18 protein-coding genes and 1 pseudogene are annotated in these 22,508 nt (G+C 41.8%); 14 read left to right on the top strand and 5 right to left on the bottom strand.

The features are described from left to right. Positions 1-25: 25 nt before the first annotated feature. The 5 genes from P2E05_RS19925 to P2E05_RS19905 all read left to right on the top strand — a co-directional run bounded on the left by P2E05_RS19925 (position 26) and on the right by P2E05_RS19905 (position 7,426). A complete protein-coding gene (locus P2E05_RS19925) occupies positions 26-742 on the top strand; it encodes a YoaK family protein (protein ID WP_154624751.1) in 717 nt (238 codons plus the stop codon). Between the two features lie 715 nt (positions 743-1,457). Further along, positions 1,458-2,393 carry a formate dehydrogenase accessory protein FdhE gene (fdhE, locus tag P2E05_RS19920; protein WP_154624752.1) on the top strand — a complete coding sequence of 312 codons (936 nt, stop codon included), beginning with the start codon at positions 1,458-1,460 and terminating at the stop codon, positions 2,391-2,393. A gap of 22 nt (positions 2,394-2,415) precedes the next feature. Beyond that, positions 2,416-3,807 carry an L-seryl-tRNA(Sec) selenium transferase gene (selA, locus tag P2E05_RS19915; protein WP_163863680.1) on the top strand — a complete coding sequence of 464 codons (1,392 nt, stop codon included), beginning with the start codon at positions 2,416-2,418 and terminating at the stop codon, positions 3,805-3,807. Further along, positions 3,804-5,672, top strand: coding sequence for a selenocysteine-specific translation elongation factor (gene selB / locus P2E05_RS19910; RefSeq protein WP_272657975.1), 1,869 nt, complete (start codon positions 3,804-3,806; stop codon positions 5,670-5,672). The genes selA and selB overlap by 4 nt, the downstream gene beginning before the upstream one ends. Positions 5,673-5,767: 95 nt before the next feature. Continuing rightward, complete coding sequence (locus P2E05_RS19905; RefSeq protein WP_154624754.1) at positions 5,768-7,426, top strand: LTA synthase family protein; 1,659 nt, start codon at positions 5,768-5,770, stop codon at positions 7,424-7,426. A gap of 55 nt (positions 7,427-7,481) precedes the next feature. Here P2E05_RS19905 and P2E05_RS19900 read toward each other — a convergent pair whose 3' ends face one another. Both P2E05_RS19900 and P2E05_RS19895 read right to left on the bottom strand, forming a co-directional pair. Beyond that, entirely contained in the window at positions 7,482-7,910 is a 429-nt protein-coding gene (locus P2E05_RS19900; RefSeq protein ID WP_154624755.1) for a TOBE domain-containing protein, read from the bottom strand. A gap of 123 nt (positions 7,911-8,033) precedes the next feature. Further along, on the bottom strand, positions 8,034-8,774 hold the full coding sequence (locus P2E05_RS19895) for a GntR family transcriptional regulator (protein ID WP_154624756.1): 741 nt from the start codon (positions 8,772-8,774) through the stop codon (positions 8,034-8,036). Between the two features lie 171 nt (positions 8,775-8,945). Between P2E05_RS19895 and P2E05_RS19890 the strand changes: the two are divergent. The 6 genes and pseudogenes from P2E05_RS19890 to P2E05_RS19865 all read left to right on the top strand — a co-directional run bounded on the left by P2E05_RS19890 (position 8,946) and on the right by P2E05_RS19865 (position 15,561). Next, positions 8,946-9,955, top strand: a pseudogene (locus P2E05_RS19890) (ADP-ribosylglycohydrolase family protein). A gap of 10 nt (positions 9,956-9,965) precedes the next feature. Beyond that, positions 9,966-11,375: a purine-cytosine permease family protein gene (locus tag P2E05_RS19885; RefSeq protein ID WP_272657973.1), complete on the top strand. Its 1,410-nt coding sequence runs from the start codon at positions 9,966-9,968 to the stop codon at positions 11,373-11,375. Beyond that, a complete protein-coding gene (locus tag P2E05_RS19880) occupies positions 11,375-12,307 on the top strand; it encodes a PfkB family carbohydrate kinase (protein ID WP_249999540.1) in 933 nt (310 codons plus the stop codon). The genes P2E05_RS19885 and P2E05_RS19880 overlap by 1 nt, the downstream gene beginning before the upstream one ends. A gap of 132 nt (positions 12,308-12,439) precedes the next feature. Continuing rightward, a complete protein-coding gene (locus P2E05_RS19875; RefSeq protein ID WP_154624760.1) occupies positions 12,440-13,441 on the top strand; it encodes an NAD-dependent epimerase in 1,002 nt (333 codons plus the stop codon). Positions 13,442-13,500: 59 nt separating this feature from the next. After that, on the top strand, positions 13,501-14,667 hold the full coding sequence (locus P2E05_RS19870; protein ID WP_163863421.1) for a nucleotide sugar dehydrogenase: 1,167 nt from the start codon (positions 13,501-13,503) through the stop codon (positions 14,665-14,667). A 189-nt stretch (positions 14,668-14,856) separates the two neighbouring features. Continuing rightward, entirely contained in the window at positions 14,857-15,561 is a 705-nt protein-coding gene (locus P2E05_RS19865) for a lipopolysaccharide core heptose(II) kinase RfaY (RefSeq protein WP_154625027.1), read from the top strand. Positions 15,562-15,601: 40 nt separating this feature from the next. Here P2E05_RS19865 and thiM read toward each other — a convergent pair whose 3' ends face one another. Both thiM and P2E05_RS19855 read right to left on the bottom strand, forming a co-directional pair. Next, positions 15,602-16,369 (bottom strand): hydroxyethylthiazole kinase, encoded by a 768-nt coding sequence (gene thiM / locus P2E05_RS19860; protein WP_247047134.1) that lies wholly within the window; start codon positions 16,367-16,369, stop codon positions 15,602-15,604. Positions 16,370-16,411: 42 nt separating this feature from the next. Then, positions 16,412-17,614, bottom strand: a complete 1,203-nt coding sequence (locus tag P2E05_RS19855; protein WP_249999538.1) for an ROK family protein — start codon at positions 17,612-17,614, stop codon at positions 16,412-16,414. A gap of 188 nt (positions 17,615-17,802) precedes the next feature. On the opposite strand from P2E05_RS19855, the gene P2E05_RS19850 reads away from it, so the two are divergent. The 3 genes from P2E05_RS19850 to P2E05_RS19840 all read left to right on the top strand — a co-directional run bounded on the left by P2E05_RS19850 (position 17,803) and on the right by P2E05_RS19840 (position 20,939). Further along, positions 17,803-18,621: a purine-nucleoside phosphorylase gene (locus P2E05_RS19850; protein WP_154625024.1), complete on the top strand. Its 819-nt coding sequence runs from the start codon at positions 17,803-17,805 to the stop codon at positions 18,619-18,621. Between the two features lie 54 nt (positions 18,622-18,675). Then, positions 18,676-19,578 carry a DMT family transporter gene (locus P2E05_RS19845; RefSeq protein ID WP_154625023.1) on the top strand — a complete coding sequence of 301 codons (903 nt, stop codon included), beginning with the start codon at positions 18,676-18,678 and terminating at the stop codon, positions 19,576-19,578. A gap of 113 nt (positions 19,579-19,691) precedes the next feature. Then, complete coding sequence (locus tag P2E05_RS19840) at positions 19,692-20,939, top strand: nucleoside permease (protein ID WP_272658051.1); 1,248 nt, start codon at positions 19,692-19,694, stop codon at positions 20,937-20,939. Positions 20,940-21,169: 230 nt separating this feature from the next. Here P2E05_RS19840 and P2E05_RS19835 read toward each other — a convergent pair whose 3' ends face one another. Next, positions 21,170-22,300, bottom strand: coding sequence for an ABC transporter substrate-binding protein (locus P2E05_RS19835; protein WP_154625021.1), 1,131 nt, complete (start codon positions 22,298-22,300; stop codon positions 21,170-21,172). Positions 22,301-22,508: the final 208 nt, after the last annotated feature.

The following is a 22,508-nucleotide window of genomic DNA, read 5'->3' as shown; positions in this document are numbered from 1 at the left end:
ACCATACTTGATAGGTTTAATCATAATGACAACATCAACATCGAAAATTCCTTTTATGCAATTGCCAACCATTGCCTTTTTATTGGCAATAACCTCGGGCATGCTTGATGGCTATGCTTTTTTTACGACTAAATCATTTGCCACTTTTCAGTCGGGTAACATCATCATGTTAGGCTATGAATTTGCTAAACACGGCATGATGGCAACCGTTCCCTACATTATTGCGATTTTTTCATTTGGTGCTGGTGCCATGCTACTGGCGCTATTACGTTATAAATACAACACCAATGAGAAAACATGGACATTTACCCTATTATCATTAGAAATCATGTTGTTACTGCTGCTTATCGCTTATATTTACTTTTTTAATGTTGCCGCGAGTGGTTTCCATGCCGTTTGGGCGCTGTCCTTTATTGCGGGTATGCAAGGTAATGCATTCCATAAAATTAATGGCATGCTATACGGTAATATTGCCGTGACACTGAATGTTCAACTCGGGTTTAGTTCATTAGCAGAATCCGTTGCGTTTAAAGGACCAGAAAGAAAAGAGGCGCTTTATAAAAGTTATTGCTACTTTTTAACTTTATTTGGCTTTGCGGGTGGGGCTTTTATGATGGCCATGTTAGCTGACTATGCGAGAGAGTACGCATTATTAATTACCCTAATCCCATTATGTTTGATTTTTACCCTAGGGCGGCATTTCTCAAGAGAAAATAGTGGACAATCTATCGACTCTAACTAAGTAGAATATCCGGAAGGTATTGAGTCTATTGTAGTGATATTGAGTCAACTCACTTTACTTGAAATAAAGAATCACAGGCGAGTTAACTCGCCTGTGATTAAAGCAAATATTATTGTTTGATGACCATTGTACTTTCTCATCTTACTATCCATGTCATAGCATGACGCTTTCGCCGCTAAATAACGTCTCGATAATAAGCGAATGTGCTATTCATTCATTTTCATGGTCTCATTGATCACGGTTTCCGATAGTATCTCATGGGGAAACACCAACATTATCTTAAAGGCAATCATCATGCGCCCACTCTACGTTGGGTCATACTGTTGCGCTGCGCTCATTTCCCATCATTGCGATTGAATAACACTTAATCGAAGATCATTTCATCACTTTGGCAGGTCAAAAAATTTCGTTAGCGTAAAGTGATTAACTTCAAAGAAGAGAGCGAATAGAGGCTATTTCTCAGAGCATAAACCGCTAAAGGTACAAGGTTAAGTGATGAGGTCGCTTTATTAGGTGGACTTTTACTTAGCTCCTTAAAAGGAAACTTGCTGATACCAAGGCAACAAGGTAGCTACCTAGCGACTTTTGTTTTATCCTGAGCAGTAGATAACAGCAATTTTCGCTGAATAAGCATAAAATACGAACAATAAATCCGAGGATATGGCTAGCATACCCTCGGATAAGTCGTTTAAAAAATTTAAAAGAGAGCAATGCGATGGGTATTCGTATCGTCCCTAAAGAAGAATTAGGGCAAGAAAGACTGAAAGAAAAAGGTATTGGTTTTATTCCTCCTGTCCTATTTCCGAATTTGAAGAGTCTATATCAGCGTCGTGCTGAAAGATTAAAAGAACTCGGCGCTGGAGAACATCCTTTTGCAGGTTATCTTAATTTTGCCGCTGAAGTGGCCACTGCACAGAATAATGCACAGCATGATAATCCATTAGAAATGGATATGAATGCGGTATTAGAGCGAGCGACAGCGAGTCATAATTCGCCTCTTGATGTGAAAACATTTCCGCGTACAGCACATTGGCACAAGCTTCTGCATTCGATTATTGCGGAATTATTACCTGTAGTGCCTGAGTCTGTGCGTCCTGCACTGGAAAATCTCGATAAAGCCTCGGCCAATGAGCTTGAAGAGATGGCCTCCGCATTGCTGAATGAACAGTTCGAAAAAGTACCGGCGGATAAATCAATGTTTATTTGGGCGGCACTCTCTGTTTATTGGGCTCAAATGGCAGCGCAAATTCCGGGTAAAGCTCGTGCGGAACATGGCGATCATCGTCATTTATGTCCGGTTTGTAATAGCATGCCAGTATCAAGTATTGTCCAAATTGGGACAACACAAGGCTTACGTTATTTACACTGTAATTTATGTGAAACCGATTGGCATATGGTTAGAGTGAAATGCAGTAATTGTGAACAAACAGGTAAGCTGAACTATTGGTCTCTTGATGATGAAAACGCGGCCGTTAAAGCAGAAAGTTGTGGTGATTGTGGCAGCTACCTCAAAATTCTTTATCAAGAAAAAGACGCAAAAGTTGAAGCTGTTGCTGATGATTTAGCGTCTATTATTCTCGATGCACGTATGGAAGAAGAAGGCTTTGCTCGTAGTAGCCTTAATCCATTCTTGTTTCCCGGCGAAAAATAGTCACTAAAAGAGAGTAACCATGATGTCAGACTCCACTGCCGCGCTATACCGCCAGCTTCCTGCTATTGATAAGTTACTGCAACTCGACGAGGTACAAACCCTCGTCATTGAATCAGGGCATCATTGGGTGACTGAGCAGTTACGAGATATGCAGCAGCAAGCCCGTGAGTTTATCCAGCAATATGAGCAATTGCCTGCATGGCACGCTGACTGGGTGACAGAGCTGACTAAACGTCATAACAGGTTACAGGAAAGTGCGATAAAACCCGTTTTTAACTTAACGGGCACGGTACTACACACGAATTTAGGTCGCGCGGTAATGGCGCAATCCGCCGTTGAGGCGGTGAATAAGGTGATGAGTTCACCTGTAACGTTGGAGTACTCTCTTGATGGTGCCACGCGAGGGCATCGTGACCGCGCTTTGGCTGACTTATTTTGTCAATTAACTGGCGCAGAAGATGCCTGCATTGTTAATAATAATGCGGCAGCTGTTTTATTGTTATTAGCGACTGTCGCGCAAGGTAAACAAGTGATTGTTTCGCGCGGCGAGCTCGTTGAGATTGGTGGGGCTTTTCGAGTGCCTGATGTGATGGCACAAGCAGGTTGCCAACTCGTGGAAGTCGGAACAACCAATCGAACTCATTTACGTGATTATGTTAATGCTATCAATGAACACACTGCATTATTGATGAAGGTGCATACCAGTAACTACAGCATTGAAGGTTTCACCGCAGAAGTTGAAGGTGCCGAGCTGGCTGAGTTAGGTAAGCAGTATCAATTGCCGACAGCAATTGATTTGGGCAGTGGATCAATGATAGATATGACAGCGTATGGTTTACCTGCTGAGCCAATGCCACAAACGTATCTTTCGCAAGGGATTGATTTGGTGTCGATTTCGGGTGACAAACTGCTGGGAGGGCCGCAAGCAGGGATCATTCTCGGCAAGAAAAAATGGATTGAAGCCATTCAAAAGCATCCGCTTAAACGTGCATTACGTGCCGATAAAATGACATTAGCGGCATTAGAAGCGACATTAAAACTGTATTGCACGCCAGAAAAACTGGTTACTGAACTACCGACATTACGTTGGTTAACCCGTAGTGCCGATGAAATTAAAGCGCGTGCGCAGCGTTTGATTGTTCCCTTGCAGGCTTTTTATGGTGATAAATTTGTGGTTGAAATCGAACCTTGTTTATCCCAAATCGGTAGTGGGTCTTTACCGGTTGATAGGTTGCCAAGCTATGCTGTGACATTTACGCCATTTGATGGGCGAGGAAATACATTGGCCTTACTTATGGCACGTTGGCGTCACTCTACCCAGCCTGTGATAGGCCGATTGAAAGAGGGTAAATTATGGCTGGATCTCCGTTGTTTAGATGATGAACATGCATTATTGCAGGTACTGCTTTCATGATTTTTGCTACCGCTGGCCATGTTGACCATGGTAAAACTTCATTAATTCAAGCGATTACTGGGGTGAATACCGCCCATTTACCCGAAGAGAAAAAGCGCGGCATGACCATCGATCTTGGTTATGCGTATTGGCCTCAACAAGATGGCAGCTCAATTGGCTTTATTGATGTTCCTGGGCATGAAAAATTTTTAGGTAATATGCTGGCAGGCGTTGGTGGTATTCAACATGCTCTGTTGGTGGTGGCGTGTGATGATGGTGTTATGGCGCAAACACGAGAACACTTAGCCATTTTGCGCTTAGCGGGCTGCCAGAAAATAACGGCTATTTTGACCAAAGCAGACAGAGTTGATGAAAAGCGTATCACTCAAGTTATTCAACAAGTACAGGATGAACTTCATCAACAAGGTTGGTCTGACCCCGTTCTATTTGTGACTTCAGCTAATAATGGTTGTGGTATTGCTGAGTTACAAGCATACCTGCAACAATTACATCAAGAAGCAACCGGTCATCAAAACCCCCAACAACGTTTTCGATTAGCTATTGACCGTGTATTTCATGTCAAAGGCGCGGGGATAGTGGTCACCGGTACCGCTTTGGCAGGGCAAGTTCAGCTAGGTGAGAGTTTATGGCTGACGGGAGTGGACACCTCCGTTCGTGTCAGAGGAATTCATAGGCAAAACCAACCCGCAGAATTCGCGCAAGCGGGGGATCGTGTTGCATTAAATCTTACTGGTGACGTCGATAAAGCAGAGATCACCCGTGGTGATTGGTTACTCTCTGAAAAGCCATTTGCAGCGGCAACCCGAGTGATTGTTGAATTAAAATGTGACTCAGTGATTAAACATTGGCAGCCTGTGCATTTGTATCATGGTGCCAGCCATATCACGGGGCGAGTATCCTTATTGACCGAATTCGCAACAACGCCTTTGCTGGCGGAACTTATCCTCGATACGCCTTTGTGGTTAGCAGATAATGATCGTCTCATTGTGCGCGATATTAGCGCCCGTGAAACCTTGGCAGCCGCAAGAGTGATCCGATTAACTTCTCCACGCAGAGGGAAAAGATTACCTGAATTTATTGACTGGCTACAACGTCTTTGTTCGGCGAACGATGAACTCACCCATTTGAAATTACAGCTGCCGAATGGTGAATTAAATTTAAAGAGCTATGGGTGGTCTCGTCAGTTAACACCTAGCGCACTGGAGCCGTTGTTAACTCAGGTGGAATTAGTTCGTGTCGGTGATTTAGTGCTATCCGCTTTTAAGGCTCAAGTCGCGAAAGAGCGATTAGTGCAAACGTTAGAAGATTTCCATGAGGTTCACAGTGACCAAATCGGTGTCAGTAAAGCGAGATTAAAGCGGATGGCATTACCAACAATGAGTGAATCATTAGTTTTTAAATTAATTAATGAGCTGATTGTTGATGAACGTATTAAGCAAACGCGTGGTTGGCTGCATATGCCGCAACATGGTCTGGTATTCGATGCAGAACAACAACGCATTTGGCAACAAATAGTTCCGTTATTTCCTCGTATAGATGCATGGTGGGTTCGCGATATTGCAGCAGAGCTTAACCAGGATGAAAACCTGATACGAGGTGTGATGAAAAAAGCAGCACAAATGGGATTCGTGACGGCAATTGTACGTGATCGCTATTATAGTAGTGATGAAATCAAACAATTTGCTGAGTTAATCTTACGATATTGTCTTGAAAAAGAAGAAATTTGCGCTGCTGATTTTCGGAGTGAATTAGGGATTGGTCGTAAGTTAGCGATTCAGATACTCGAATTTTTTGATAAAAGTGGCTTTACGCGGCGTAAAGGTGATGGACATTTTTTACGTGATAAAGGCATTTTTGCCGAATAGATTTATCGTCTAAATTAGTTAGAATAGCCAGTCAATTCGTGGCGGTCTCTGCCTATTGAAGGCCGTCGGTACTCACATATTTTGTGGTAAGCTCGATGAAAAAAAGCGTATTTTCTGCCATTTATCTCACACTGATTTTAATTGCCTCCCTTTTCCTTGTTTTTGAAAAAAGTGGTGTGATTTACCCAGCATTGATTTCGATCAGTGTTTACGCCGTGATCTTTGGGGGACTCTATTTTCTTTCTGCAAGATGGCTATTTTCGGCGGTTGTCACGAGTACGCTATTTATTATTATTAAATTCCTTAACCAACTCAAAGTCCATTATTATAAAGAACAGTTATTTTATTCCGATATCAGTGTCATGACAGACACCTCAAATATCGGAACATTGGCTCATTATTGGTTGGCTGGTGTTGCGTTGATTGGCTTATTGATCTTATTCGTGGTGAATGCAGTACTGAGCTGGCGTTTATTATCGCCTAAACGATCATTTGTGTGGCGTTTATTGGCGATTGTTCTCGGCATTGGTGGATATTTTGGGGCCAGTTTTGCAGCGTCTCACTATTACACGCAATGGACTGAAACCTTGCCTAAGGGGAAGGGCACAGTAACCAATTTAGTTATGTCGGCGAAAAATTCGAGCTATCACTCGCCACAAGTGAAAGGTTCATCCGATTATTTTTTACAAAGAGCAGCTTCTGTCACATTGCCTGTTTCTGCAACCACAGAAAAACCAGACATTTTATTATTGTTACAAGAATCGACAGTCAATCCAAACATCTATCGATTACCTGATGGAACACAGTTGCCAAATCTATTTATGTTCCAACAAGATAACGAATTGATCGCACATAGTCATATGCGTGTACAAACGTTTGGTGGGGGGACTTGGCTATCTGAGTTTGCGGCACTAACAGGGCTAAACAGTGATGATTTCGGTTCACAGAAAAGTGGTGTTTTCTATTTTATTGTCGACCATCTCAACAATAGTTTATTTAAAGAGATGAAAGCGAATGGTTATTATACGGTTGTTTTAACACCTTTTAACCGTGGAGCTTACCATTCTGGCCATGCATACCAGACGCTGGGTGTAGATAGAATTATTCAACCTCAAGAGTTAGGTTATCCTGGAAAATTACAAGATAACTTATGGACGATCAGCACTGAGGATATGCTGAAATACGCCAAGGAAATTTTAGCGAAAGAAACGGATAAACCGGTATTTATTTTTTCGCTAACGATGTATGAACACGGTCCTTATAAAGATAGTCACAGTGATGATTATGGCTTAAAAGGTAAAGTGAAAAATGCAGATTCAGCGGGTGAATTTAGCCATTATATGGAGAAAATTGTTGCTTCAGATAATGCGATCCGCGATTTTGTTGACTTTATGGCGAAACGAGAAAGGCCACTCATGTTCTTGTATTTTGGTGATCATCAACCGGGTATTAGCTTGAATCAATATCAATCTGATTATGCTAACCCTGCGTTTATCACCCAATTTACGTTACGTGATAATTTAAAATCAGGTAATAGCATCCAAACAGGTAAGCTAACCGATATCGCCTTCCTTGGCGGTATCTTATTAGAACGTGCAAATCTAAAGATTTCGCCATTCTATGAAGCGAATATTAAAATGCGCCATTTGTGTGATGGTAAGTTGGATGATTGTGAAGACAAACAATTATTAGAAAGTTATCACCACTATATCTATCAAACATTACAAGTTGCTAATAAAAAAGCGGAAGAATAAGGTTAATCAATATATCGCGGAGTTTTACTCCGCGATATATTCTCTGTACTGTGGATTAGCGGCGTGTTGCAAGGATTACGCTTGATGCTTTGACCAATGCAGTGATATCGACACCTTTCGTTAATGCCATGTCTTGCAGACTTTCATTGGTAATGATCGCGGTGAGTTCAACACCTTTATTTGTCACTAGGTGAACTGTACTGTTCACAGCCCCTTCAATAATATTACTGACTTTACCGTTAAATTGATTACGTGCTGAAAATAGTAAACCGCAATCCGGTTTTGCGAGTACCACCCACGGGGCTTTAATAATGGCAACGGCTTCTTTGCCGACAGCTAAACCTAATGCTTTGCAGCTTTCGCATGTAATGACAGTTGTTAGCTCTTCACCATTTCCCAATGACAAAACAACCTCATTGTTAACCGCCCCTTCTTTTATTGCGCTAACTGTACCGACTAATTGATTTCGAGCAGAAACTTGCATGATTTACCTCATTCCATTTAATAATAAAAAATCACTCTTCATAGAATAAATGTAAAAGGTGAAGTTAGCTAAAATATGCGCCACGTTCGTGCCTAAGATCACGCCATTCAGATTAATAAGGTACTAGGGGGAATTAAACTCGAGTTCGTAAATATCGCCACGACAGATAATTTCACTGTACTCAATAATTCTGCCAGCTTGAATAGAGCTAGTTTGTCTCACGAGTAAGAGAGGTGCCCCTACCGTCGTGTTTAACCAATTGGCGTACTCTTCATTACAGCTGATAGCTTTGACTTTATGCTGGACACGGCTAAAGTTAATGCCTTGGCTACCCCATAATGCATAAAGGGAGTCGGTGAGTTTTTCCGGTTCAGGGAGGTATTGAGCTGGAATATAGTTATTTTCAAAAGAGACAGGCTGCCCATTTGCGATGCGGATACGCCTCAATTGTGCTATTGGACTATTAACAGGTAAACCTAATTTAGCGGCAATATCCGCGGTAGCCTCAGTTAAGGTGCGAAGTAACCACTGAGTGGTCACCGTTCCTCCCGCTTTAATGACTTGAGAAGTAAAGCCACTTTCATGGGATAGTGAATAGCCTAAATATTTGGCGACTTGTGTTCCCACTCCTTGTTGGCGGATCACCGTTCCTTTCTTTTCCAGAGCCTGCATTGTTTTACTGATTGTCACTCGAGAGAGCTTTAACTGTTGGGCAAGGTAACGCTCCGCAGGAAGATAATCCCCAGCATCGACGATTTTATGTTCAATAGCGGACTCAATCGCATGCTGTAGCTGACGGTACAAAGGTGTCGTTGAGTTCACATCTAGCTGATTTTTTATCCATTCAAGAAAGCGGGCTTGCATTATATTTTTCCATAAAGCTTTCAACAAATTAAGTTTATAACAGACTTTAATATATTCATAATATCATCTAATGGACTTATATTGGCATTATTTTTTCACTGATTGGACTGGTATTGGACTTAATTGCTGCTAATATAATTAATGTTGTTAAGGAAAGTATTGGGAGCAAAAATGGGGCGTAAACCCGACATTCAATCAGCGATTCTTGGATGTTTATATGGTCAGGCGACGGGGGATGCCATGGGCATGCCATCTGAGCTATGGCGACAAGATCGTGTTCAACAGTTTTTCGGCTGGATAGATAATTTTTTGCCAGGGCCAGACGAAAATGTTGCGGCGATTGGGTTTCGTGCCGGTGAAGTGACTGATGATACTCATCAAGCAATTGCGTTAATGGATGCAATTATTACTTGTAATGGTCAGGTAGAGCCGAAGGTGGTGGCACAAAATATTTTAGCGTGGGCGGGACGCATTAATGCTTTCGATAAGAATATTTTTGGACCGACTTCAAAACAATCTCTATTAGCTATTCAAGCAGGCATACCCATTAATGAAATTGTATCAAATGGGGTCACTAATGGTGCGGCAATGCGGATAGCGCCTGTGGCTGCGTTGCTTCAACTGCGGATCGCAATCAATTTATAAAAACCGTTGAAGCGGCTTGTATTCCGACACATAAGTCGGATATTGCGATTGCAGGTGCCTGTGTCATTGCTTGGGCAATTAGTCGAGCCATTGAGCAAACATCTTGGTCTCAAATAAAAAAAGAACTTCCAATACTTGCCGAAGAGGTTCAGCAGTTGTATGCCTCAACGTTTAGCCCTTCTTTAGGACAGCGAATCTCACTGGCTTTTCAGAAGGCGAACGCGCTACAGAACTGCTCGCCTCAGACAACACTAAAAGAGCTGTACGATTTTATCGGAGCCGGTATGGACACGATAGAATCTATTCCCTGCGCTCTGGCCATAGTCGAGCTAACAAATGGTGATCCTGTCATGTGTGCGAAGTATTGTGCCAACCTGGGGGGAGACACGGACACCATTGGTGCTATGGCCGGAGCGATTTCGGGAGCTCTGTCAGGTATTGAAGCTTTTCCTGAAGAATGGATTGCATTGATTAATAATTCTAATAATATAGATTTCTATCCCTACGCAAAAATACTCAGTACCTTACGCCATTAAGGAGAGTGGAATGAGTGCATTACCTGACACTCCGCAAAAAAATGAAGCTTGGAAAATTGAAAACACGGGTATTGATATCGTTCCCGAACATGAGCGAACAGCTACCCCTCTGGAACTCTTCTGGATTTGGTCCGCCGCGAATATCGGTATACTAGGTATCGTTTATGGCGCGATTATTGTTTCCTTCCGACTCTCCTTCTTTCAATCTCTACTCGCCACCATTATTGGTATAGCCAGTTTCGCGCTGGTGGGCTATATCAGTTTATCAGGGCAGAAAGGCCGCACCTCTACGTTGACGCTGTCGCGCACGATTTTTGGTAAAACAGGTAACATCGCTCCCACATTTTTTAGCTGGATAACACTGATGGGTTGGGAATCCATCAATATGATCACGGGTACGTTGACACTAAAAGCCCTATTTCAAGTAGTTGGATTCAGTGACTCCGTCGTATTAACCGTGGTTTGCATGGTGTTATTTGGTGGATTGGCAATTACGATTAGCTTACTCGGCCAAGCGACCGTCGTTGTGATGCAAAGTTGGATCACGCGTATTTTTGGTACTATGACCTTAATCGCTGCGCTGTATATTATTTGGCAAACAGACTGGAATGCTGTTTTATCAATGCCTTCTGGTAGTTGGTTGACGGGTTTTTTACCCGCGGTATCCATTATTGCCGCTGGAACAGGCATTGGCTGGGGGATAGCGGGAGCAGATTATAGCCGCTACCAAAGTGAACGGTCATCAAAATCCTCTATTTTCAATGCGGTGACCTTTGGGGCCACATTACCGCTATTTATTTTATTATTTACGGGTATTTTGCTTTCTGCTCGTTTGCCTGAATTAGCCTCAGCGGAAAATCCAATTGCATTGATAGGTTCTGAATTACCGAGTTGGATGTCGATCCCTTACTTATTAACGGCGACAGCTGGGATTATCACTATTGCCGTACTCAGCCTCTACTCTGCAAGCCTGAATTTATTAACTATCGGTGTCAAAATTCGCCAAGTTTATGCCGTTGCATTAGATGCTATTTTAGTCATGGGAGTGGCAATTTATATCCTATTTATTTCAGGAGAGTTTATTAACTCATTTATTGCTTTCCTTTTGTTTTGCGGGGTGTTTTTAGCCTCATGGGAAGCGGTGTTTATGCTGGATTATGCCGTACTACGGAGCCGAAAAGGCTATGCGTTCGAGCAACTGTTTGGACAATCTAACGCTGGAATCCGTTGGATCCCGCTGTTATGTTGGTTACTCGGTGCACTGGCGGGCCTATTAGTCAGTGATAATGAGTTTATTAAAGGGCCATGGGCGACCGGTATTTTCGAGGGTTCTAGCTTATCTATCCTTCTTTCATTCGTATTAAGCTTTGTACTTTACGGCTTATATCTACTGTTTAGTCGTTCAGCGGAGAAGGTTTAATGCGCACTGTTATTGTGATTGGTGCAGCTGCGGGTGATTGTGTATTGAGTATCGCGAGAATGCCCCGTCGCGGTGAAGACATTGCCGCTCGTGACCATGGATGGCAGATTGGTGGGTGTGCATTTAATGTCCTGCGTGCTTTAAGCCGTCTACAAATCCCCTTGGTGAATGGTATCCGAGTAGGCAAGGGGCAATGGGGAGAGCGTGTTCGCCACGTATTATCGGAACTGGGTGTAAAGCCTATTTTGACGAGTGATACGCAAGATAATGGCTGGTGTTTCGCCCTCACTGAACCTGATGGCGAAAGGACATTTATTTCAATTCCTGGCTGTGAAGAAGAGTGGAATAGAGCTGAACTACAAGCTCTTCCACTACCTACAGAGGGTATCATCTATGCCAGCGGTTATGAATTAGGTTGCCAACAAGGGGAAGCGTTGCAGGAATGGCTGCTCCATGATTGCCCCACACAAACGATTGTTTTGGACTTAGGGCCACGGCTTGCGGCTCTCCCCCGTGATTTTATCGCCCAATTACCTGCCAATAGAACTATTTTGACAGTCAATCGCGATGAGGCCCGTTTTCTTTGCGGAGACGGTGACTTAATACAACTTGCGGTGGAGTATGCCAACCATAACGGCATCACGTTAATTGTTCGCTTAGATAGTCAAGGGGCATGGTTGTGTCAGCCACATAAACAACCCCAGTTTGTACCCGCGTATCAAGTTTCTGTTGTTGATACGATAGGCGCTGGCGATGCACATACCGCTGGAGTATTAGCTGGATTATCTCACGGGTTGTCATTGAAAGAGTGTGTTGACCTTGGGAACCATGTTGCCGCGATTGTGGTGAGTCAGCAAGGCCCAGCTGGCGCTCCAACAATAACGGAAATACAGCAATCCAATCTGAAAAAAGTCATGCCAGAAACGTCTTAATTGTTCTTCAGCGCATTTTTATTTACTGGCAAATAAAACCATTGCTACATTTATAGGTCTTATACTCTAAATTACCATTGAATGGTTCGTCTCGAACTATTGAGTACGGCTTAACGCTAGAAGAACATTAATATGAAATACTTAGTTACTGGCAGTGCAGGTTTTATTGGCTTTAGACTATGTCAGCGTTTATTAGATAGTGGGCATGAAGTTGTCGGTATCGACAACATGAACGCTTATTACGATCAGGGGCTGAAACAATCCCGTCTACATATTCTTGAACACTATCCTCATTTTCGTTTTATCCCACTTGATATTACCGATCGAGAAAAAGTGGTTGTACTTTGTACGCAAGAAGATTTTGACCGTGTGATCCACCTTGCCGCTCAAGCTGGCGTTCGTTATTCACTGCAAAATCCCTTTGCGTATGCAGACAGTAATCTCAATGGCCATTTGGCGATCCTTGAAGGATGCCGACAGGCAAACGTCAAACACCTAGTGTATGCCTCGTCTAGCTCCGTGTATGGCATAAGCAATCAAACACCATTCAGTACTGATATGCCGACCGACCATCCGGTTTCCCTGTATGCAGCAACGAAGAAAGCCAATGAGTTAATGGCTCACTCCTACTCTCATCTTTACCAGTTGCCAACGACCGGTTTACGTTTTTTCACGGTGTATGGCCCATGGGGTCGTCCAGACATGGCGTTATTTAAATTTACTAAAGCCATTTTAGCTGGTGAACCCATTGATGTTTATAATAACGGCAATCTCAGTCGTGATTTCACTTTTATTGATGATATCGTGGAAGGGGTTATCCGTATTTCCGATATAATCCCACAAGCAGACCCAGAAAATGGTTCTCTTTCTCCTGCACAGAGTCGCGCCCCATACCGGTTATACAATATTGGTAATGGGCAACCGGTTCAGTTAACGGATTTTATTGCCGCACTGGAAAAATCCTTAGGCAAAAAAGCGATCAAAAACTTTTTACCTATGCAGGCTGGGGATGTGTATACCACTTGGGCGGATACCGAAGACTTATTTAAGGTGACGGGATATCGTCCACAAGTTTCTATTGAACAGGGTGTACAAGCGTTTGTTGATTGGTATCAGTCATACTATCGCCTGTAACTTATGATATTGATGAAGGATACCCTGTAATCTACTAAGATGGATTTGAGAGGTCAGTTTTGAAAATAGCAATTGCGGGTACAGGCTATGTGGGTCTGTCTAATGCCATGTTACTGTCACAACACCATGAAGTGGTGGCAGTCGATATCATTGCCGAAAAAGTGGCGATGCTGAATAACAAACAGTCACCAATTATTGATGCTGAAATCGAGCAGTTTCTACGGGAAAAAACACTCAATTTCCGTGCCACGCAAGATATCGTTGAAGCCTATACTGGCGCCCAGTACGTGATTGTGGCAACACCGACAGATTATGACCCAAAAACCAACTACTTTAATACTAAATCGGTTGAGTCGGTCATTCATGACGTGCAGAAAATTAACCCCGATGCCACGATTATCGTCAAATCCACTATTCCTGTCGGCTTCACCGAGCGTTTACGTGAAGAGTTCGGCTACACCAATGTCATTTTCTCGCCTGAGTTTTTACGCGAAGGTCGCGCACTTTGGGATAACCTGCACCCTTCTCGTATTGTGGTGGGCGAGCGCTCTGAGCGTGCGGAAACTTTTGCGAACTTATTGCTCGAAGGTGCCATCAAAAAAGACGTTCCTGTGCTGTTTACCGATGGCACGGAAGCCGAAGCGATTAAACTGTTTGCAAACACCTATTTGGCGATGCGCGTCGCTTATTTCAATGAATTAGATACCTATGCAGAAAGCCGTGGTTTGAACGCACGACAAATCATTGAAGGGGTGTCATTAGACCCGCGTATCGGTAGCCACTACAACAACCCCTCTTTCGGTTACGGCGGGTATTGTCTCCCTAAAGACACCAAACAGTTGTTGGCAAACTACGATGATGTGCCGAATAACCTGATTAACGCCATTGTGGAGTCTAACCGCACACGTAAAGACTTTATTTCCGATGCGATTATTGCCAAAGCGCCACGTAAAGTGGGGGTATACCGTTTGGTGATGAAGGCAGGCTCTGATAATTTCCGTGCCTCTGCGGTGCAGGGCGTGATGAAACGTATTAAGGCCAAAGGTATCGAAGTGATTGTGTATGAGCCAGTGCTAAAAGAAGATGAGTTCTTCCGCTCGAAAGTCTATCGTGACCTTGAGGCCTTTAAAGCGGACAGCGACATTATTTTGGCTAACCGGATGGTACCTGAAATCGAAGATGTGGCGGATAAAGTGTATACCCGTGATCTTTTTGGTAACGATTAAACTAAGATCCCTTCCAATATATTGCTTCTATCACTAGCCAGTTATCACGCTGGCTAGTTGACTATTTTTTGTCATTTTACTGCCTAGTTTAATTGAATCACTCGAGTAATCTGCAATAATCGCTAAGAAATAAATATCACTAATTGTTAGCATCAGCTTTTAATAGCGGGTAGGGCTGAGTGGCGGGCGATGAATAAAATAATAAAGACACAAAAAAATGGATATCAAGTATACCAAAAAGAAAGTGAGATTGATTATTGGCAAGTTATTGATGATTATATTCAAGGAAAAATTATCGGTAAAAATCTCAATAGTGGAAATATGGAGCGTAGCGTCGCTCGTATTAATATTGATGGAAAAAACTACATTATTAAATGCGAAAAAGAGCGTGATAGTCGTTTAGAAAAACGTATTATGCGTATGATGTACGGCCCTTATTTTTCTCGCTTACTTGTTCGTTTAGTTCAAGCACAAAACCAAGGTTGTACCATCACCAATGATATTTATTTTGTGGCAGAGAAAATGCGATGCCGAGAATCGATTGAAACTTGGATTATTGCCGAATATGTTGAGGGAACGGTACTCTCTGAAATTAACGATATCACCCCTTATTATTCTGAAATAGCAGCATTAATTAGCCAACTGCACGCCTATAATTTATCATCAAATGATATTCATGCCGGTAATTTGGTACTGACTGAGCATGGTCTGAAAATTATTGATTTATCAGATTTTGGTAACCTCGCGATTTGCAAAGCGAATGATTTAATCGCATTAAAACGGTTTTATGGTATCGAACCAGATAAAAAGAGTTTTATGTACCGATTCATTATGTTGCGAAATAATATTCGCCATTGGTCACGTAAAATTCGCGGTAAGAAAACACGTTTATAAAGGAAAGCCATCACAAAATTATTAATGATGGCTAGTTATTCTACTGTGATAAGGCATCAAGAAATTCAGGAATAAAGCTGCCCGTTCCTCGGCAATTTCTCTTCGCAATTTCACCAGCTTGTTTCATGATGGCGCAGGTATTTGCAATATTAAGTAATCGGTCACCAGGTAGGGCACAAGCTGCGGTAACAGCGGCCGATAGCCCGCAACCCGTGCCAACCACACGGGTCATTATGGGGTGTCCGCCTGTTATCGCAATCGTTCTGTGACCGTCAGTGACATAGTCAACCTCGCCACTTATCACAATCATGGTGTTGACTTCACGAGCAAGAGCTTGAGCTGCGGGTAAGGCATCATTGGGGGTATTTAATGAATCGACCCCGCGCCCACCTTGACTCGACCCCGCCAATGCCATGATTTCGGAAGCATTACCGCGAATGGCTGTGGGGTTTAGCTTCAACAGTTCTCGACAAAACTGAGTTCGAAACTGAAGAGCACCCACCGCAACAGGATCTAAAACCCATGGTTTCTGGGCGTGTCGAGCGCTATAAACGGCTAAACGCATTGCAGACTGGCGATCAGAAGTTAAGGTTCCCACGTTAATCAACACACCATCAGCAATCGCCGCAAATTGTTCTGCTTCTTCAGGCTCAATAACCATGGCCGGTGAACACCCTATCGCTAATAAAATATTGGCGGTAAAGGTTTGTACAACATCATTAGTCATACAATGGATCAATGGAGAGTGCACAGTAAATAACTGTTTAGTCTTTGAAATTTGAGTTTCTGAAACAGTTTCAAATTGCATTTTTTTCTCCTCTCCTCGTCTACATAAACTAACGGCTATGATTTAGTCAGATAAATAATTTTCCAATACCATCCCTCCAGCCCCTTGTGCTACCACCTCATATGAGTCATTTGCTGGAAAAATACGTGTTTTAATATGTGGGAATGCGGACATTTTTTCTTCTATCGATTTCTTTGTCATCGCAAAAAAATGATTTTTGGGTGTCAGTGTTCCACCACACACTACAACATCAGGCTGTAATGTCAAAATAGCATTTGCTAGCGCTAGGCCGTAATAATAGGCAGCTTCTTCTAACACATCCAAACACAACTGATCATCCATGGCGAGAGCTTGAAAAATAGTATGGTAATTAATTTCTGCTTCAGTACTAACCAGTTTATTTATTACTGAAGATTTTCCTAAGCGAATTTGCTGAATAATGCGTGTTTTTATCGCTGATAATGAGCTGTATTGTTTCAAACAACCATATGAGCCACATTCACATCGCTGGCCCCGAATATCAATGGTGATATGACCGAAAGCTTGAGCGGTGCTAATTGATGCAGGCGCAAATGTATTATTAATGACGGTACAACTTCGTATATCTGTATCACAGGTTGTAAATAAAAAGCGTTGGCTTTTTGAATGATAGCGTAACCGATATTCGGCAAGTGCAGCGAAAGTAATGCCGCTGCCTAGCGTGACAAAGCAGGGAACTCTGTCATTAATATAACTGAATAAGTCAGTAATTCTTGCATCATACTGACTAAAGTCGACCTTATCGCGTTCTAATATATGGTCAATGGCAATGCCGATACCCAATATTTTTTCTGTGGTGAGTTGATGCTCAGATAATAACTGTTCAACTTTTATTAATAGGTTATCCAGCATCTTTTCCGCTGTTTCTAATTGCTCATTTTTTATTTTGAGCATGCCTAAAATATCTAATTTTAAGTTGAGTAATAGAATCGTTGAATAGAGATCACTCATCTCAATACCGACAACATAGCCATCATCAGAGTTAATGCTGTACAGTATTGGCTTACGTCCACCCGTTGACTCGCCAAGCTCTGACGTAGAAATCAATTGGCTTTTACTCAACTCATCAAGCAGTCTTGCACAAGTTGCAGGTTTCATACTCGCCAGTGATGATAACTCTTCCGCTCTAATCGGCCCATGATTCAAAATTAATCGATAAAGCATTTTCAGCTTACGAGTTTTGGAATTCTTAGAGGTGCGAAATTCATTCAATAATGTCAGTAACAAGTCATCACCCTTTTCTTATCAAGAGATACCGCGTCAAAGATTAGCAGATTTGCTCAGAAAGTACTGCTCTTTGGTCGATATCATAGCGAGAATCTTTTTCTTAAAATGAGATTAAGATCGCTGTACAGTTTTTAAATTGCTTTATCATCCCCCTTATTCATCCTTTTGGTACTATTTCGGAGATTTCCATGCATAACACCAATGATATTTTAGAAAGCTTACGCTTCATTGAGACTCACACCGACATTAAACCAACCGTTGGTATCATTTTAGGGTCAGGTCTAGGTCCATTCGCAGATACATTAGAAAACGCGGTTCATATTCCTTATAGCGAAATCCCCCATTTTGCAAAATCTGAGGCTGTTGGCCACGCGAATGAATTGGTGATCGGAACTATCGCGGGTAAAAATGTGGTCGCGATGAAAGGCCGTTTCCACTATTACGAAGGTTTTTCGCTCGACCAAGTGACCTTTCCTGTGCGATTGATGAAAGCACTCGGGGTAGAAAAACTGATCATTACTAACGCATGTGGTGCAGTGAATACCGACTTTAACCCTGGCGACCTGATGGTGATTACTGACCATATTAACCTCACTGCAAATAACCCATTGATTGGGCCAAATAACCCTGAATTAGGTGTCCGTTTCTTGGATGTCAGTGAAGTTTATAACAAAGAACTACGTCAAATAATTTTGGATGTTGCTAAAGAACAAGGGGTTTCCGTGCGTCAAGGCGTTTACGCGTGGTGGACTGGCCCAACGTATGAAACACCTGCTGAAATCCGCATGATTAGAACATTAGGCGCTGATGCTGTTGGTATGTCAACGGTACCTGAAGCACTGGTGGCCCATCATTCACAAATTAAAACGGTTGGTATTTCCTGCTTAACGAATATGGCTTGCGGTATTTTGGAACAGCCTCTGAGCCATGATGAAGTGATCGAAACGGCTGAAAAAGTGAAAGCCACCTTCTTGCAATTAGTCACTGGCGTGATTGCTCGCTTCTAACTTATTCTCAAAATAATATAAAGAATGTCATAGAAACAAGTAGGTAGGTATTCAATGAAATTAAAGGGGCTAGTTTTAGTTTCGCTTGGCGCTTGTAGCTATGGCATTTTATCAACATTGGTTGTATTGGCTTATCAGGCTGGATTCTCTTTAAATGATGTGATTGGTAGTCAAACTGTTTTAGGTGCGGCATTACTTTGGGTGTTTGTGTTAGCTGGATCAGCGATGAGAAAAAAAACGCTAAACTGGCCAACAGGAAAGCAATCAACATTAATGTTATTGACGGGAACCACTACTGGGTTAACGGGACTACTCTATTACGCCTCATTACAGTATTTATCACCGGCATTGGGGGTTGTGCTATTTTTGCAGTTCACTTGGATGGGAGTCGCGATTAATTCTATTGTGACTCGCCGAATGCCTACCGTCATGACGATCTTATCAGTACTCTTTATCTTAGTTGGAACCTTACTAGCGACAGGGCTACTGAACAGTTCGAGTGTGCAATTCCACTGGTTAGGTATTGTATTTGGCTTATGTGCAGCGCTATCAAATGCAGTACGTGTTTATGTCAGTGGCGCGCTTGCTGTAAAAACTGAACCAATGATGCGTTCAGCCATTATGGTAACAGGAGGGGCTATTTTGACCTCGATTGTTGTGCCTCCAACCTTTTTATTAGACTTCACCACATTTAACTCCTTGTTTTTCTCTTACGGATTACCATTGGCCTTTTTTGGTTCTTTCTTTGGGATGTGGATGTTTGCTAAAGGTACTCCATTGATTGGAACGAGCTTAGCGACAATAGTCAGTTCAATGCAATTGCCTGTAACCATCATATTGTCCGTAACTGTATTACATTTACCTCTTGAATTCATTCAGTTTGTCGGTGTCGCCATTATCTTATTTGGTGTCGCAATTGCTGAAGTGAAAATAAAAACAAATAAACAAACACGTTAAACAATTCGGGGTTACAGCTGAGTCGATAATTGCGCTGTGATGAGCGTAAATGAGTGAAATAACTATGCTATCACTTGAAGTATTGACGAATATAACTCCAAACGGAGATTGATATGAATATTAAAACCCGTCTAAAAACCATGTTATTCCTACAATATTTTGTCTGGGGAAGTTGGTTAGTCACGCTAGGTGCCTACATGATGAAAACACTGAATTTCTCTGGCGCTGAAGTTGGAATGGTTTATAGTTCGAAAGGGATTGCTGCTATTTTAATGCCGGGTATTATCGGAATTATTGCAGATAAATATATCCCTGCTAATCGGTTATATATGATTTGTCATATTATCTGTGCTGGTTCGTTATTCTACGCCGCCAGCGTAACAGACTCTACATTGATGTTCTGGGTAATGCTGATTAATGCGATGGCATTTATGCCAACGATTGCATTATCCAACTCAATTAGTTACTCCTCATTAAGCCAATTTCATCTAGATTCAGTGACAAATTTTCCGCCTATTCGAGTATTTGGCACGGTAGGTTTTATTATCGCTATGTGGAGTATTAGTCTATTAAAATTTGAATTAAGTAGCATGCAACTCTATATTGCGGGTAGCTGTTCATTGTTGTTGGCGCTATATTCTTTGACTTTGCCGCATATTGCCGTTAACAAAAAAGCTATTTCTACTAGTTGGGTTAGTAAGTTAGGTCTTGATGCATTAGTGTTATTCAAAAAACCGATAATGGCGGTTTTCTTTTTATTCGCAATGCTACTGGGGGCTGTTTTACAAATCACTAATACATTTGGTAGCCCATTCTTACACGACTTCGCTCGTGACCCATTGTACCAAGATAGTTTAATCGTTCAGTATCCTGCTATCTTATTATCCGTTTCACAAATGGCAGAAGTTGTGTTTATTTTAGCCATTCCATTCTTTTTAAAACGCTATGGCATCAAAACAGTCATGCTATTGAGCATGTTAGCTTGGACATTAAGATTTGGTTTTTTTGCTTTTGGCGATCCATCCGCAATTGGTTTAATGTTCCTGATTTTATCCATGATCGTATATGGATGTGCTTTTGATTTCTTTAATATTTCTGGCTCCATTTTCATTGAAAAAGAAGTTGATCATCGAATGAGAGCAAGCGCTCAGGGATTATTTATGACCATGGTGAATGGCGTTGGCGCTTATTTTGGTGCGATATTAAGTGGACTCGTGGTTGATTACTTTAGTGTGGATGGCGTTAAAGATTGGCAGACGATTTGGCTTGTTTTTTCATCGTATACCGTTGTGCTTGCTATTATTTTCTATTTCACTTTTCACTATCATCATGTGAGGGAAGGTGAAATCAAAGCTGATTGAGATTAAATTTCATGGGATCTGGTGATGTGAGTATCACCAGATTTTTTGAAAAATTATCTATTAACATACTCATTATTAGCTAACGATTGCTTGAGCTGTAATTATACTCCTCGTATTGAATTGGTTTTGAATGGGTATCAGCTTAAGTGGGGAAGGCTTAAAGTGTAGATGCGATTTCAATCGATTAAAGTCATCATGATAGCCCTCATACTCTGAGGGCTATTAATTTATTATTGTGCGGCTTGAGACCCCCAAAGTGCATCAGCAATAGGGATTGTTGTAAATGTTTTAATAATTTGATTATACGTTTCTTCAGGCTTAAGTGATGTAAATTGTTCGGGATAGATAAATTTTGCAAGATATTCCATACCGACAATATTATAAGGATGGTTATAGAAGTTATGGTAGACGCCATATAACCGATTATTTTTAACGGCACTAATTTGGCTAAAACCCGTTCTATTTTTTAGTCGTTCAAAACCACGTTGGTTTTCTTCTTTTGTCACGCCATAACCAAAGGGAGCAGCAATATTGTTTTTATTAACCCAACGAGAGCCGGTGACGATATAAACGTCAGGCGTTGTTGTAATGACTTGTTCTAAAGAGACAGTGCCAGAAGCACCCGGTAAAAATTGACTGCCAATATTATCGGCGCCAATTGCTTGCACTAAACCACCCCAACCGGCGTTATTATGGGTAAAACAGCAGCTATCGCTACCATTTGCTCCTGCCTTGGCTTCAATAAAAACACGCGGCTTATTCTGGATTTTTGCCGTTGCTTGTTGGATGTCTGATAAGCGAGCTTGATAAAAGTCAGTATATTCTTTGGCTTCTTTTTCTTTATTTAACACCAATCCAAGCATGTCGATGCTCGTGGTTGTATTTTCGATTGGGTGCAAAAAAGTATCGATATATAGAATAGGAATATTAGCATCTTTTAAACGGCTAACAACACCAGAGCCTTCTAATGCAGGTTTTGCACGTAACTGCGCAATCAGGAGGTCGGGTTTTTGAGCAATTACCACTTCAGTGTTAACTTCACCTTTGTCATTGAATCCCATATCGGGAATTTTCTGTAGATCGGATTGCCATTTTTTTGCCAGTAATTCTACCGTCTGAGGGTCCGTTTTTTGTAGATTATTATTCCATGCGACGAGGCGATTAAACGGATTCTCTCTATCAAGCAAAGCCAGCGTTAAAATATCTCGACCATCTTGCAATACAACTCGTTTCGGTTCTTGTTGTAACGTAATTTTTTGGCCATCGGTATCGGTCACTGTAACGGGATAGGTCGTTGCTAAGGCCGAGGATGAGCATAAGGTTACGAATGTTATTGATAGCAGGTGATTAATTATCTTCATATTTAGACCCTTTTTGATTGAGCCTTGATAATAACAATTATCATTATCAATTTTAAGTATTCTAAGCCAATCGCTGATAGTTTTTATTTACCTATCGGTGATTTGCTATTTTTAACAACAAATTCAATACATTACAGGTTTAATCATTTGAGTAAATACTGCGGAAAAAGAAACGAGGGTATTTAATCTGCGAATATTGTGACGGTTA

The organism is Providencia stuartii, from assembly GCF_029277985.1.
In the GTDB taxonomy this organism is placed as follows: Bacteria; Pseudomonadota; Gammaproteobacteria; order Enterobacterales; family Enterobacteriaceae; genus Providencia; species Providencia zhejiangensis.
The sequence above is the reverse complement of the archived record's forward strand: the minus strand, read 5'-3'. Positions and strand labels throughout refer to the sequence as shown.

What these genes read in the sequence shown, in the direction of transcription:
- P2E05_RS19850 (WP_154625024.1), top strand. Translation starts at nt 17,803, where the DNA reads ATGCATAACACCAATGATATTTTAGAAAGCTTACGCTTCATTGAGACT.
- selB (WP_272657975.1), top strand. Translation starts at nt 3,804, where the DNA reads ATGATTTTTGCTACCGCTGGCCATGTTGACCATGGTAAAACTTCATTA.
- P2E05_RS19925 (WP_154624751.1), top strand. Translation starts at nt 26, where the DNA reads ATGACAACATCAACATCGAAAATTCCTTTTATGCAATTGCCAACCATT.
- P2E05_RS19895 (WP_154624756.1), bottom strand. Translation starts at nt 8,774, where the DNA reads ATGCAAGCCCGCTTTCTTGAATGGATAAAAAATCAGCTAGATGTGAAC.
- P2E05_RS19835 (WP_154625021.1), bottom strand. Translation starts at nt 22,300, where the DNA reads ATGAAGATAATTAATCACCTGCTATCAATAACATTCGTAACCTTATGC.
- selA (WP_163863680.1), top strand. Translation starts at nt 2,416, where the DNA reads ATGTCAGACTCCACTGCCGCGCTATACCGCCAGCTTCCTGCTATTGAT.
- P2E05_RS19875 (WP_154624760.1), top strand. Translation starts at nt 12,440, where the DNA reads ATGAAATACTTAGTTACTGGCAGTGCAGGTTTTATTGGCTTTAGACTA.
- P2E05_RS19880 (WP_249999540.1), top strand. Translation starts at nt 11,375, where the DNA reads ATGCGCACTGTTATTGTGATTGGTGCAGCTGCGGGTGATTGTGTATTG.
- P2E05_RS19885 (WP_272657973.1), top strand. Translation starts at nt 9,966, where the DNA reads ATGAGTGCATTACCTGACACTCCGCAAAAAAATGAAGCTTGGAAAATT.
- P2E05_RS19865 (WP_154625027.1), top strand. Translation starts at nt 14,857, where the DNA reads ATGAATAAAATAATAAAGACACAAAAAAATGGATATCAAGTATACCAA.
- P2E05_RS19900 (WP_154624755.1), bottom strand. Translation starts at nt 7,910, where the DNA reads ATGCAAGTTTCTGCTCGAAATCAATTAGTCGGTACAGTTAGCGCAATA.
- P2E05_RS19905 (WP_154624754.1), top strand. Translation starts at nt 5,768, where the DNA reads ATGAAAAAAAGCGTATTTTCTGCCATTTATCTCACACTGATTTTAATT.
- P2E05_RS19840 (WP_272658051.1), top strand. Translation starts at nt 19,692, where the DNA reads ATGAATATTAAAACCCGTCTAAAAACCATGTTATTCCTACAATATTTT.
- fdhE (WP_154624752.1), top strand. Translation starts at nt 1,458, where the DNA reads ATGGGTATTCGTATCGTCCCTAAAGAAGAATTAGGGCAAGAAAGACTG.
- thiM (WP_247047134.1), bottom strand. Translation starts at nt 16,369, where the DNA reads ATGCAATTTGAAACTGTTTCAGAAACTCAAATTTCAAAGACTAAACAG.
- P2E05_RS19845 (WP_154625023.1), top strand. Translation starts at nt 18,676, where the DNA reads ATGAAATTAAAGGGGCTAGTTTTAGTTTCGCTTGGCGCTTGTAGCTAT.